This window comes from Mesorhizobium sp. 1B3 (genome assembly GCF_050958605.1).
GTDB lineage: Bacteria > Pseudomonadota > Alphaproteobacteria > Rhizobiales > Rhizobiaceae.
The window spans coordinates 41,302-53,682 of record NZ_JBJHDO010000008.1 but is presented as its reverse complement, the minus strand read 5'-3'; the positions used below and the strand labels follow the sequence as shown (position 1 = coordinate 53,682).

Here is a 12,381-nt window from a genome sequence, read left to right as displayed (position 1 = left end):
GCATATGGATATTGTGATCCGGGACGCCCGCATCATCGACGGAACCGGCGCGCCCTGGTTCCGGGCGGACTTGCGCATCGGCCACGGCCGCATCGCGGCCGTGGCGCCCGGCCTGCCGGTCGAGGGCGCAACGGTGATCGACGCCGGCGACCGCTATCTCGCACCCGGCTTCATCGATGCCCATTGCCATGACGATCTGATCACGCTTCGCGAGCCGCAACGGCCGGAGAAGATCCTGCAGGGCGTGACGACGGTCGTCGTCGGCAATTGCAGCTTCTCGCTCTATCCGGCCGCCTCCGGGTCGCGCGCGCTTCTTGCCGAGCATTTCGGGGCTCTGCTCGGCAAGACTGCCGACAGCGAGATCTTCGACGACCTTGCCGGCTACCGCAGAGCCCTGGAAGACAGGGGCACGGCGCTCAATGTCGTATCGCTCGTCGGCCACGCTGCGCTGCGCCTCGCCGTCATGGGCTACGAACCGCGTGCGGCGACCGCCAGGGAACGCCGGGCCATGCAGCGCCTACTGGGGGCGCAGCTCGAACAAGGCGCCGCCGGCTTGTCGCTCGGCCTCGTCTATCCGCCCAGCGCCTATGCCGACGAGGCGGAGTTGGTGGCACTTGCCGAAATTGTGCGCGATCACGGGAAGCTGCTCACGGCCCATGTGCGCAGCTACGAGGGCGGGCTGATCGCTTCTACCGAAGAGTTCCTGGCGATATTGCGGGAAGCCGGAGCGGCCGGCCTCCTTTCCCATCTGCAATCGGCCGGCAGGCCCAATTGGGGCAATGTGCCCAAAGTCATCGAAAGGCTGGAGGCGGCGAGGAACGAAGGGCTCGATGTTTCCTTCGACATGTATCCCTACCCGGCAGGCAGCACCTATCTGCTCCAGCTCCTGCCGCCCGAGGCGCTGGCCGGCGGCCATGCCGCGCTCGCGCGACGCCTCGCCGATCCCGCGGCCCGGACAGAGCTGCGCCGCTGGGTCGAGGAAGGCGGCGACGATCCGCATCGTCAATCGAAGGTCTCGCTGATCGGCTGGGAGAATGTCCGTCTCTCGGCGATCGGCACTGCCGCCTTGAAGCACTTCGAAGGGCGCTCGATCGCCGATGCCGCCGCGTCGGAGGGCATGGAGCCCTTCGACCTCATGGCGCGGCTGATCCTCGAGGATGGCGGCGAGACCGGCATCGTGCTCTTTCAGCTCGACGAGGGCGACCTTCACGCCGCCTGCACGCACCGCCTGCATCTCGCCTGCTCCGACGGCCTGCCGCGCGCCGGCACGCGCCCGCATCCGCGCGGCTTCGGATCCTTCGCGCGCTTCGCCGGCAGGCTGGTGCGCCAGGGCTGGTTCCCGATCGAGGACGCGGTACGGCGCATGACCTCGGCGCCGGCGCAGCGCTTCAATCTGGCCGATCGCGGGGTGATACGCGAGGGCCTCGTGGCCGACCTCACCCTGTTCGCCGCTGAGATCGACGACCTCGCGACGTTCGACGATCCCGTGCGCTTCGCCACCGGCGTCAGCCATGTCTTCGTGAGGGGCGAAGCGGTGGTCGTGGATGGACAACTGACCGGCAGCCTGCCCGGCAGGCTGATCCCTTGAAAAGAACCTGCGGAGGAGAACGCATGCCACTATCGATGTGGACCTATCCCTGGGACGTCCAGGATCTCGGCTATGAGACAGTGGAACGGGAGCTCACGCAGCGCGCCGGGCTCGACACGATCAGCCTGGCGACTTCCTACCATGCCGGCCGTTTCCTCCAGCCCAGAAGCCCGCGCCGCAAGGCCTACTTCCCGGAAGACGGCACGATATATTTCCGGCCGGACAAGACCCTCTGGGAAGGTGTCGCCATCCAGCCGAAACTCGCCGACGTGATCGAAAAGGGCGGAGATGTGCTGCGAGAACTCGTCCGTCGGCGCGACCAGGGCGGCATGAAGATCTCCTGCTGGACGGTCTGCCTGCATAATACCAGGCTCGGCATGCTCCATCCCCACGCCGTCACCCGCAACGCCTTCGGCGACCCCAACTATTACAATCTTTGCCCGTCGCACCCCGATGCCCGTGCCTATGTGCGCGTGATGGTCCAGGACATCAGCCGCAACTACAGGCCCGACCGGATCGAACTCGAAAGCCCGTCCTTCATGGGCTTCGCGCATGAATATCACCACGAGAAGGACGGCGTCGGCCTGACGCCGGAAGACGACTTCCTCCTGTCGCTCTGCTTCTGCCCGTCCTGTCTCGCCCGCTCGACCGAAGCCGGCGTCGACGGCGAGGCCGCGCGGAAGCTGGTGCGCCAGTGGATCGCCGAGAGCTGCGAGCGGGCCGTGCCGGCGCGCCGCTTTCCCGATTTCCCGGCGAGCGGGCTCGACACCTTCGCCCCCTGGCCCGAACTCCATGCCTATCTTCTGTGGCGCTTCGAGCCGGTGACGAGCCTGGTCGACGAGATCCGCGCCGCGACCGATCCCGCGACGCAGGTCGTCATCATCGACTTGAAGGACGGATGGCTCGGCGGCTGCGATCTCGCCGCACTCGGCAAGGTCTGCGACGGCGCGATCCTTTGCGCCTACGACATGTCGCCCGAAGGCGTGACCGACTTGCTCACGGCCGGGCGAGCCGCGCTCGGTCCGGACAAATTCCTCGGCACGGGCTATCGGCTGTTCTATCCGGAGATGCCCGATGCGGGCGCCCTCGCGGCCAAGGTGAAGCCGGCGCTCGAAGCCGGCGTCGGCATCAATTTCTACAATTACGGACTGGTGCCCGCCGCGCGGCTGGATTGGGTGAGGCAGGCGCTGGATGCTAAATAGCCTGCCCCAAAACTGGCCCCTGCCGCTCGCGACTGGTATCATTTTGGTATTAGCCAGATTCGCGAGCACGCCATGTTCTCGTTTGAAGGGTTCCGCCTGAACCGTTCGAGCCCTGCCTATTTTCAGCTCAAGAACTGGATCAGCCAGGCGATCCGGTCGGGCAAATCCCATCCCGGCATGACGCTGCCCTCCGAGCGGGAGATCGCCGAAGAACTCGACATCTCGCGTGTCACCGTGCGCAAGGCCCTGGACGGACTGGTCGCCGACGGTCTGGTGGTGCGCCGTCACGGCAGCGGCACCTTCGTCGCCGGCCCACCGCAGCGCGTCGCCCAAAGCCTGTCGCGCCTCTATTCCTTCAGCGAGGACATGCGCGCCAGAGGCCGCGAGCCCGGCACGGCCTGGATCTATCGCGAAAGCGGTCCGGCCGATGCGGAAGAAGCCCGTCGGCTGCGCATAGCGCCCGGTGATCCCGTGGCGCGACTTCATCGTCTGCGCTTCGCCGACGGCGAGCCGATCGCCCTGGAATGGACGGTGAGCCCATCCCGTTTCCTGCCCGACCCGCAGGCGGTCGGCGTCTCCTTCTATGAAGCCTTGAGGGCACGCGGCCACTCGCCGGTCCGGGCCTTTCAGAACATCACAGCGGTGACGATCGGCGGAGAGTGGGCGCGCCTGCTGGAGGTGGAGGACGGCCATGCCGCGCTGGACATCCACCGTGTGGCCGAACTCGGCGACGGAACACTCGTCGAATGGAGCCACTCGATCTTTCGTGGCGACGCCTATGATTTCGTCGTCGATCTCTCCTTCCCGGATTGATAAGGCGTCGCTGGCGACACCACTCGCTCTAACATTGGAATTTCGATGAGCCGTTTTCTCCTGGGTATCGACGCCGGTTCCTCCATGACCAAGGCCGCCGTGTTCGACAGGGACGGGGCCGAGATCGCGAGCAGCACCCACCGTGTTGTCCTGCACCGCCCCCGACCAGGCTGGTGCGAGACCGACCCGGTCGCGGCTTGGGAGGCAGCGCGCGCCGCCATCAAGGGCACGCTCGACAAGGCCGGGATCGGCAGCGACGACATTGCGGCCGTCGGCATTTCCGCCGCGATGGTCGGCGCCTGGCTGGTCGATGCCAGCGGCGAAGCATTGCGGCCCGGCATCATCTGGGAAGACAGCCGCGCCCAGGAGATGCTCGACCGTCGCGCGGCCGAAGATCCGGATTTCTACCATCGGATCTTTCAGGAGGACGGCTGCGTCATGCAGCAGGGCTGCACGCTGCCCCTCGTCGCCTGGCTCAGGCGGCACGAGCCCGAAATCGTGGACCGTGCCGCCCATATCTTCAGCTACAAGGATTTCCTGCGCATGAAGCTGACGGGGCAAGCCGCGGCCGACCGGACGGAGGCAGCCGTCGCTCCGGGTGACGCGCGTCGGAGCGGCCGCAGCGACGCCATGCTCGATCTCTTCGGCCTTGCGGACATCGCCCACAAGCTACCGCCGGTTCGCGATTCCGAAAGCCTGGCTGGAACGGTTACGGCCGAGGCCGCCGCCGCGACCGGATTGAAGGAAGGTACACCCGTCGCAATCGGAGCAGGCGACGTGCCCTCCACCGTGACCGGCGCCAGCGCGCTCGAAGACGGCATGGCGCTTGCCGTTCTCGGTACGACCTGCATCGTCGGTGTCGTCTCCGACACCCCCGTCTTCACGCCGCCCGACCTCGGCCTGCTCTTCACGCTGCCCGGCGAAGCCTGGTTCCGCGCCATGGTGAACGTTGCGGGCACGCTCAATCTCGACTGGGCGATCGAGACGATCATGGCCGAAGCCGCCCGCGATCCCGGCGTCTTCGCGAAGCTCGACGCCATGGTTTCCGCCGTGCCGGTCGGCAGCGACGGCGTGGTCTTCCTGCCCTATCTCAGCGACAGCGGCATCATCGCGCCTATCGTCGACGCCCAGGCCCGCGCCGGCTTCCACGGGCTCACGCCCCGCCATGGCCGTGCGCACATGATGCGCGCCGTCTATGAAGGCGTGGTGCTCGCTATCCGGGACCTCCTGGCCGACCTGCCCGATATCGGCGACACGCTGCTGCTCACCGGCGGCGGCGCCAAAAGCCATATGTGGACACAGATGATCGCCGACGCGCTCGGCAAGACCGTGCATGTGCCGGCCGGAACCGAGTTCGGCGCGCGCGGTGCGGCCCTGCTCGCCGGCACGGCCATCGGCTGGTTTCCGTCGATCCGGGAAGCCTCGATCTCGACCCGGCGGATCGAACGGAGCCAAAACCCGGCGCCATCGGCCAAGCCGGCCTGGGATGCGGCGTTCGCGAACTACCGAAAATATCGGGACAAGGCGATCGCGGCGCGTTGACGAAAATGCCGGCGCCTGCGTAGATTGAGTGGTACATACCACATTGCTCTAGCGGGATATACCGCCTATGATGGTCGACCAGGTGCCGCTCTATCAGCGCATCGCCCGCTCGCTGGAAGCCCGGATCGGCTCCGGAGCGCTGAAGGCCGGCGACCGCCTGCCCTCCGAGCGTCAGATCGCCGAGGATCTCGGTGCCAGCCGCATGACGGCACGCCACGCATTGAAGTCGCTGGAGCGGCGGGGCCTCGTCGAGACGCGGGTCGGCCGCGGCTGCTTCGTCGCCCAGCCCCGCATCGAGAAGCAACTGCGCACTCTGAGCGGCTTCACCGAGGAGATGCGGCGCGCCGGCCGCCGGGTTTCGAGCATCGTGCTCGATGCGGGCTTGGGCGCCGCCGATCCCGAGGTGGCCAGCGCTCTCGATATTACTGAAAACGAGCCGGTGCACAGGCTGGTGCGTGTCCGCCTCGTCGACGCCGAGCCGGTCGCGGTGGAGCGCACGGAAGTTCCGGTCGCGCTCGCGCCCGGCTTGCTCGAGCGCACCGATTTCTCGATGGATTCGCTCTATCGCGTGCTGCGCGACGACTATGGCCACATGCCGACCGAAGCGGAGGAAACCGTCTTCGCCGACACGCCGGATGCCGCCACGTCTGCCGCTCTCGACATCGAGCCCGGCACGCCGATCCTGAAGTTCACCCGCTGCACCTTCGGCCGCGACGGGCGGCCGCTCGAATATGTTCGCTCGTCCTACCGGGGCGACTGTTTCACGATGCGGGTTAGATTGAGGCTGACATGACAAAGATCGCAACCGCCGCCGCCTATCTCAACGAGCTGACCGAACGTATCGGCAAGCTCCTGGAGCAGAATGGCGCCTCACTTGCCAAGGCCGCCGACGCGATCGAAAAGACCGCGAGGGCCGACGGGCTCGTCTATATTTTCGGCACCGGGCACAGCCACACCATGGCCGAAGAGGCGCACTACCGCGCCGGCGGCCTGGCGCTTACCGTGCCGATCCTTTCGGGCCCGACGATGGTCCACGAAGGCGCGGTCGCAGGGACGGTCTTCGAGCGCATGCCCGGCCTCGTGGCGCCGATCTTCGACCGTTATCCGATCGGCCCGGACGACGTGTTGATCATCGTCTCCAACAGCGGCGTGAATGCCGCACCCGTGGAGGCCGCCCAGATCGGCCGAGAACGGGGCGCCACTGTCATAGCCATTACCTCGGAAACCTATTCGAAGGCAGCTGCCAAGGGCCGCACGAGGCTCGCGGATGTCGCAGACATCGTGCTCGACAATGGCGCGCCTCCCGGGGACGCGATCACCTCCGTACCGGGCAGCGAGCTTCGTGTCGGACCGATCTCGACGCCGGTCGGCGCGGCGATGATGAACGCGGTACTGGCCGAGGTCGCGGCGCGCCTCCAGGCATCGGGCGTCCGCGCGCCGATCTATCTCAGCGCCAACATGCCGGGCGCGGCGGAGGTCAACGAGGCGCTGATCGCCCGCTACCGTCCACGCAATCCGCATTTATAGTCAGAGACGCTTTTCGGGGATTCCGCGCCTTTGGGGAACACGGACAACAGGGAGACGAAGACAATGAAGACGATTTTACCTTTCGCGGCAGTCGCCGCATTGCTGAGCAGCGCCGCTTACGCGGAACCGGTCAGCCTGACCCTGTGGCATATGGAACAGCCGCCGCACCGGGTCCAGCGCGTGCAGGAACTGCTCGACGAGTTCAACAAGGCGCATCCCGACATCGTCGTGAAGCAGGAGCCGCAGAGCTGGGGCGAGGTTTATGCCAAGGCTCCGGCCGCCATCGCGGCAGGCACCGGCCCTGATCTGCTCTTCGCCATTCCGGACTTCACCACAGTGATGAAGGGCATCGACGCGGTGGTGCCGGTCGACGACCTCGTCAAGGAACTCGACGCCAAGCATGGCTTCGTGGAGGCGACGCTCGCGCCCTACAAATATGACGACCATGTCTGGGCAGTGCCCGCCTACAACATGGCGATCTCGCTGTGGTATCGGAACAGCGCGCTGAAGGAAGCGGGGCTGCAGGTGCCGAAGACCTGGACCGAATGGAAGGCTGCGGCCGAGAAGCTCTCGACCGACGGCAAATACGGCATCGGCCTCCCCGCCAACAAGCAGCTCTACACCGACCAGACAGTGTACAGCTTCATGGTCAATAACGGCGCGGCCGACATCTATGCCGACGACGGCACGATTGCTTTCGACAAACCCGAGACGGTCGCCGCCTACCAGTATTACAGCGAGCTTCAGAAGCTCTCCCCGCCGGACAGCACATCCTGGACCTGGGGCGAGGCCGAGGCCTGCTTCGCCAGCGGCACATGCGGCATGATCCTGCAGTTCGGCGTGATCAACACCTACGACACCCAGGCCGAGGGCGATGCCGCCGATCTCGGCGTGGCGCCGGTGCCGCATGCCGACGACCAGTCTGCCTCCGGTACGATCTCTTATTCGAACGCCATCATGCTGACCACCAAGGACAAGGCCAAGCAGGACGCCGCCAAGGTGTTCCTGACCTGGCTGCTCGAGCCCGAGACCTATGGCCGTTTCCTGACCATGGAGCCCGGCCTCTTCCTGCCTGTGACCGATGACGGGGCCAAGGCCGCTTCCTTCTGGAACGATCCGGTCGTCGCCAAGTACAAGAGCCAGGTCGAGACGATGGTGGCGAATGCCAGCGCCGGCAAACTGTTCGGCTTCACCACCGGCAAGGTGTTCCCGTCGATCGGCGCCATCTCGGCGCAGAATGTGATCGCCGAGACCCTGCAGCATATCGTGGTCGATGGCCAGAGCGCCGCGGAAGCCGTCAAGGCGGGTCAGGCGCGCATGACCGAGATCACCGCCAAGAAGTAACGAACCGACGCCGGGGCAGCAGGGCATGACCTATCGATGAAGAACACAACGCTGGCCTTCATCTTCGTTGCCCCGGCGCTTCTTTTCCTGCTGGCCGTGCTCGGCTGGCCGCTGGTCCAGGCGATTATCCTGAGCTTCCAGAATGTCGGCGTGATCGGCTCCGAAGGCAGCTTCGTCGGCTTTTCCAACTATCTATCCGTGCTCGGCGGCGCAGGCTTCTGGAAAGCGTTCGGCCGCAGCATCGTCTGGGTCGTCGCCAATGCCGTCGTTCAGACGTTGCTCGCCCTCGGCACGGCCCTCATCCTCAACCAGAAATTTCCCGGCGTGCGTATCGCCCGGACCTGGATCATCCTGACCTGGATCGTGCCGACCGTGGTGGTCGTCATCATCTGGCGCTGGTTGCTTTCGACTTCGGGCGGCATGATCAATCCGCTGCTCATCCAGGCCAGCATCATCGACCGCCCGGTCGGTTTCTTCGCCACCCGCGAAGGAGCGATGACAACACTCATCATGATCAATTCGTGGCGCTGGTTTCCGTTCACAGCACTGATGATGCTCGCGGGCCTCACCCGCATTCCCGGCGATCTCTACGAAGCCGCGCGCATCGACGGCGCGAGTGCCGTCAGGCGTTTCACCCGCATCACCTGGCCGCTTCTGCAGCCGACGCTGCTGGTGCTGGCCGTCGTCGGCACGCTTCTCTCGTTCAACGTCTTCGACGTGATCTGGCTGCTCACCGCCGGCGGACCGGCCCAGGCGTCGCAGACCCTGCCCGTGCTGATCTACGAGACGGCGTTCAAGGGCTACAGGTTGAGCGAGGCCGCGACGATCTCGGTCATCACGAGCGTTCTTCTCATGGGTTTCGCGTTCCTCGCCACCCGCGCCATGACCGCCAGCGAGGCCGTGCCATGAAACGCAGCGTCCCGCAATCACTGTCGCTCTATGGCGGCCTCGGCCTCCTGGTGCTCGTCGTGGGGCTACCCTTCTGGTGGGTGATCACCGGTTCGTTCAAGGTGCCGCGCGAGATCATCCAGCGCGTGCCGACAATGTTCCCGCAGAGCTTCACCACTCAGCATTTCCAGAAGCTCCTGCAGTTCACGGATTTCCCGGCCTATCTCGTCAACAGCCTTGCCGTGGCGCTGTTTTCGACCCTGGTCACCGTGGTGCTGGCGCTGCCGGCGGCCTACGCCTTCTTCCGCATGGAATTTCCCGGCAGGAACGCACTCTATCGGCTGATCCTGCTGGCTTACGCCTTTCCCGGCGTCGTCGTGCTGATCCCGCTCTACGGCCTCTTCGCCAAGGCCGGCCTGATCGACAGCCGGGCGAGCCTCGTCATCGTCAATGTCGCCTTCGCGCTTCCCTTCTCGATCTGGATGATGCGTTCCTTCCTTGCCTCGGTTCCGCGCGAGATCGAGGAGGCTGCGATCATCGACGGCGCGCCGACCACGACCATCCTCTTGCGCATCCTGATGCCGCTGATCGCGCCTGGCATCGCCAGCGTCGCCATCTTCGCCTTCATCTCGTCCTGGACCGAATATCTCTTCGCCTCGGTGCTGATCGTGTCGGACGCCAACCGGACGATCCCGGTCGGCTTCGCCGGCATCATCGGCCAGTACCAGATCGACTGGGGGTTGCTGCTCGCCGGCGCCACCGCCGCCACCATCCCCGTCGTGATCCTTTTCGCCCTGGTCGGCCGGTGGTTCGTCTCCGGCCTGACCGAAGGCGCTGTCAAATAGAACGGAAACAAGCTCTCATGGCGGGCCTCGCACTCAATGCTGTCAAGAAGCGCTTCGGCGCCACGGAGGTCATCACCGGCGTCGATCTCGCCGTCGCCGACGGCGAATTCGTGGTCTTCGTCGGGCCATCCGGGTGCGGCAAGTCCACGCTGCTGCGGATGATCGCCGGCCTCGAGACGACGTCGGAGGGCAGGATCACGATCGGCGGCCGCGACGTCACCGACGTCGATCCAGCCAAGCGCGGCATCGCCATGGTGTTCCAGACCTATGCGCTCTATCCCCACATGACGGTCGCCGCCAATATGGGTTTCCCCCTGGAGATGTCGGGACATCCAAAGGCCGAGATCGAGGCAAAGGTGGCGGACGCCGCGCGCATCCTCCACCTCGAACCCTATCTCAAGCGCAAGCCACGCGAGCTTTCCGGCGGCCAACGCCAGCGCGTTGCGATCGGCCGGGCGATCGTGCGCAAGCCGGAAGTCTTCCTGTTCGACGAGCCCCTGTCGAATCTCGACGCCGAACTTCGCGTCCAGATGCGCATCGAGATCGCCAGGCTCCACCAGGAGCTCAAATCGACAATGATCTACGTCACCCACGACCAGGTCGAAGCGATGACGCTGGCGAGCCGCATCGTCGTGCTGCGCGCGGGGCGCATCGAGCAGGTCGGCGCGCCGCTCGAACTCTACGAGAACCCCGATAACACCTTCGTGGCCGGCTTCATCGGTTCCCCGCGGATGAATTTCATCCCGGTCACGGCGTCGGGCGTGGACGGAGGAAATGTCATGGTGGAGGCTCCGGCCTTCGGCCTGAAGAGGGTCACGATTGCTGCGCGCGGCACCCCGCCGGCACCCGGCACAAAGCTCAGCCTCGGCATCCGCCCGGAGCATTTCGTGGCGTCAGAGGGCGCGGCGGGTGCGGTCGAAGGCAAGGTCACCGTGGTCGAGCGGCTGGGCGGCGTCACCTACATCCATGCCGCGCTCGCCGACGGCAACCCGCTCGTCGTGGAGAGCCGCGACGCCCGCAATGTCCAGCCGGGCGACACCGGGCTGTTCGGCATCGCCCCGACCAAGGCCTTCCTGTTCGATGATGGCGGGAAGAGGGTTTGATATAGGTGGCAAGGGGATTGACCGTTCGGGCAGGCCCCTCATCTGCCTGCCGGCATCTTCTCCCCGTATTACGGGGAGAAGGACGCTGTCATCGCGACTTTCGCCAATCGCCTGCCGTTGCCGACTGGCGAAACCCAAGCGGCCGTCGTCTCTCTCCCCGTAATACGGGGAGAGATGTCCGGCAGGACAGTGAGGGGCAACTTGCGACCGGTCAACTGCCGCCTGATTGCGGGAAATCGGAATAGGCGGCCTCACGCAGCCATGGCTGCGCATTTGGCGCACGTGCCGCGAAACTCGATGACGGCTTTCTTGGCGACGAATCCTGTCGATCCGACCCAGTGATCGAGCTGCTGCTCGACCGCATCATCGGAGAATTCCGTGACCTGTCCGCATTTGTCGCAGATCGCGAAGGCGGTCATGCGATGGCTATGGTCGTGCTTCTCCGAGCAGGCGACAAAGGCGTTGAGGCTTTCCAGCCGATGAACGAAACCTTCCTTCATCAACACGTCGAGAGCGCGATAGACCTGAAGGGGCGCGCGGAAGCCCCGCTCGCGCAGGAGGTCCAGCAGCGTATAGGCGCTGAGCGGTCCGGTCGCCGCCTCGAGCTTCTCCAGGACCAGAAGCTGGTTTTTCGTCAGGGTCGCCTTGGCCTGCATCGTTCCGTTCCTGCCATCACCACGCCGGGTTTCGCATGATCCCGAGCCGATAGATAGCAATTCGGCGCGATTTTCCCAAATGTGCCGGTAGAGGCAGATATTCAGCGTGCGCGGCTGCGCCAGACGAGCATGCGCGCCTCGAAGGCCGCGAGCAGCACGGAGCTGACATAGCCCAGAACGCCGAGCAGGATAACGCCGGCATAGAGGTCGGGCGCCCTGAAGGAACGCGCGGCAAGCAATATCCAATTGCCGAGCCCGTCGCGCCCCGCAAGCATCTCGCAGACCACGGCAAGGATGAGCGCCACCGTAAGGCCGAGGCGCATGCCGGCGAGGATGTCCGGGCTCGCCGACGGCAGCGCGATCTTGCCGATCACCGCGGCGCGCGACAGGCCGAGCGCCCGTCCCACTTCATAGAGGCGCGGCTCGACGGCGGAGAAGCCGTGGATGGTGGCGAGCAGGACCGGCCACAACGCGCCGAAGGCGATGACGGTCAGTACCATCGCGTCGGAAAGGCCAAGCATCGCAATGGCCACTGGGATCACGGCGGAAGCCGGCAATGGTCGCAGGAACTCCAGCATCGGCGCGACATAGGCGCGAAGGGCCCGCGAAGTGCCGATCGCCGCACCGAGCGCAATCCCGACCAGCGAGGCTATCAGCCAGCCCCAGATCATGCGTTCGACGGTCGCCATGAGCTTCACGGCGAGATCCCCCTTGGTCATGCCTTTCACGAGAGCGGCCCAGGCCCTGTCCGGCCCCGGCAGGAAGACCGGCGAGACGAGCTTGTTGTCCGCCACCCACTGCCAGAAGAGCACGAAGCATGCAGCCACGAAGAGACTGCCGGCGAGCCAGAGGATCCGGTTTTCTTTCATGTAC

General features: G+C 65.6%; 12 protein-coding genes. 10 read left to right on the top strand and 2 right to left on the bottom strand.

Going from position 1 to position 12,381, the window contains the following annotated elements; all coding sequences use genetic code 11:
• Positions 1-4: 4 nt before the first annotated feature.
• From ACCO56_RS21045 to ACCO56_RS21000, 10 genes are all read left to right on the top strand, one after another.
• Positions 5-1,588 (top strand): N-acyl-D-amino-acid deacylase family protein, encoded by a 1,584-nt coding sequence (locus ACCO56_RS21045; RefSeq protein WP_433642811.1) that lies wholly within the window; start codon positions 5-7, stop codon positions 1,586-1,588.
• A 23-nt stretch (positions 1,589-1,611) separates the two neighbouring features.
• Entirely contained in the window at positions 1,612-2,790 is a 1,179-nt protein-coding gene (locus ACCO56_RS21040; protein ID WP_433642810.1) for a hypothetical protein, read from the top strand.
• Positions 2,791-2,862: 72 nt separating this feature from the next.
• Positions 2,863-3,603 (top strand): GntR family transcriptional regulator, encoded by a 741-nt coding sequence (locus ACCO56_RS21035; RefSeq protein WP_433642809.1) that lies wholly within the window; start codon positions 2,863-2,865, stop codon positions 3,601-3,603.
• 45 nt (positions 3,604-3,648) lie between these two features.
• Complete coding sequence (locus tag ACCO56_RS21030) at positions 3,649-5,145, top strand: FGGY-family carbohydrate kinase (RefSeq protein WP_433642808.1); 1,497 nt, start codon at positions 3,649-3,651, stop codon at positions 5,143-5,145.
• 67 nt (positions 5,146-5,212) lie between these two features.
• Complete coding sequence (locus tag ACCO56_RS21025; RefSeq protein ID WP_433642807.1) at positions 5,213-5,938, top strand: GntR family transcriptional regulator; 726 nt, start codon at positions 5,213-5,215, stop codon at positions 5,936-5,938.
• Entirely contained in the window at positions 5,935-6,672 is a 738-nt protein-coding gene (locus tag ACCO56_RS21020) for an SIS domain-containing protein (RefSeq protein WP_433642806.1), read from the top strand. The genes ACCO56_RS21025 and ACCO56_RS21020 overlap by 4 nt, the downstream gene beginning before the upstream one ends.
• Positions 6,673-6,735: 63 nt before the next feature.
• Positions 6,736-8,016, top strand: a complete 1,281-nt coding sequence (locus tag ACCO56_RS21015) for an ABC transporter substrate-binding protein (RefSeq protein ID WP_433642805.1) — start codon at positions 6,736-6,738, stop codon at positions 8,014-8,016.
• A gap of 36 nt (positions 8,017-8,052) precedes the next feature.
• Complete coding sequence (locus ACCO56_RS21010; protein WP_433642804.1) at positions 8,053-8,925, top strand: carbohydrate ABC transporter permease; 873 nt, start codon at positions 8,053-8,055, stop codon at positions 8,923-8,925.
• Positions 8,922-9,749 carry a carbohydrate ABC transporter permease gene (locus ACCO56_RS21005; RefSeq protein WP_433642803.1) on the top strand — a complete coding sequence of 276 codons (828 nt, stop codon included), beginning with the start codon at positions 8,922-8,924 and terminating at the stop codon, positions 9,747-9,749. Before ACCO56_RS21010 ends, ACCO56_RS21005 begins: the two co-directional genes overlap by 4 nt.
• A 17-nt stretch (positions 9,750-9,766) precedes the next feature.
• Positions 9,767-10,852: an ABC transporter ATP-binding protein gene (locus ACCO56_RS21000; protein WP_433642802.1), complete on the top strand. Its 1,086-nt coding sequence runs from the start codon at positions 9,767-9,769 to the stop codon at positions 10,850-10,852.
• Between the two features lie 251 nt (positions 10,853-11,103).
• Here ACCO56_RS21000 and ACCO56_RS20995 read toward each other — a convergent pair whose 3' ends face one another.
• Positions 11,104-11,508, bottom strand: a complete 405-nt coding sequence (locus tag ACCO56_RS20995) for a Fur family transcriptional regulator (protein WP_433642801.1) — start codon at positions 11,506-11,508, stop codon at positions 11,104-11,106.
• 101 nt (positions 11,509-11,609) lie between these two features.
• Positions 11,610-12,377 (bottom strand): ABC transporter permease, encoded by a 768-nt coding sequence (locus tag ACCO56_RS20990; RefSeq protein ID WP_433642800.1) that lies wholly within the window; start codon positions 12,375-12,377, stop codon positions 11,610-11,612.
• Positions 12,378-12,381 lie beyond the last annotated feature (4 nt).

Excerpts from the sequence above, each read along its gene's own strand:
- ACCO56_RS21005 (WP_433642803.1), top strand. The coding sequence starts at position 8,922 with ATGAAACGCAGCGTCCCGCAATCACTGTCGCTCTATGGCGGCCTCGGC.
- ACCO56_RS21035 (WP_433642809.1), top strand. The coding sequence starts at position 2,863 with ATGTTCTCGTTTGAAGGGTTCCGCCTGAACCGTTCGAGCCCTGCCTAT.
- ACCO56_RS21020 (WP_433642806.1), top strand. The coding sequence starts at position 5,935 with ATGACAAAGATCGCAACCGCCGCCGCCTATCTCAACGAGCTGACCGAA.
- ACCO56_RS21000 (WP_433642802.1), top strand. The coding sequence starts at position 9,767 with ATGGCGGGCCTCGCACTCAATGCTGTCAAGAAGCGCTTCGGCGCCACG.
- ACCO56_RS20995 (WP_433642801.1), bottom strand. The coding sequence starts at position 11,508 with ATGCAGGCCAAGGCGACCCTGACGAAAAACCAGCTTCTGGTCCTGGAG.
- ACCO56_RS21030 (WP_433642808.1), top strand. The coding sequence starts at position 3,649 with ATGAGCCGTTTTCTCCTGGGTATCGACGCCGGTTCCTCCATGACCAAG.
- ACCO56_RS21015 (WP_433642805.1), top strand. The coding sequence starts at position 6,736 with ATGAAGACGATTTTACCTTTCGCGGCAGTCGCCGCATTGCTGAGCAGC.
- ACCO56_RS21045 (WP_433642811.1), top strand. The coding sequence starts at position 5 with ATGGATATTGTGATCCGGGACGCCCGCATCATCGACGGAACCGGCGCG.
- ACCO56_RS21010 (WP_433642804.1), top strand. The coding sequence starts at position 8,053 with ATGAAGAACACAACGCTGGCCTTCATCTTCGTTGCCCCGGCGCTTCTT.
- ACCO56_RS21025 (WP_433642807.1), top strand. The coding sequence starts at position 5,213 with ATGATGGTCGACCAGGTGCCGCTCTATCAGCGCATCGCCCGCTCGCTG.
- ACCO56_RS21040 (WP_433642810.1), top strand. The coding sequence starts at position 1,612 with ATGCCACTATCGATGTGGACCTATCCCTGGGACGTCCAGGATCTCGGC.
- ACCO56_RS20990 (WP_433642800.1), bottom strand. The coding sequence starts at position 12,377 with ATGAAAGAAAACCGGATCCTCTGGCTCGCCGGCAGTCTCTTCGTGGCT.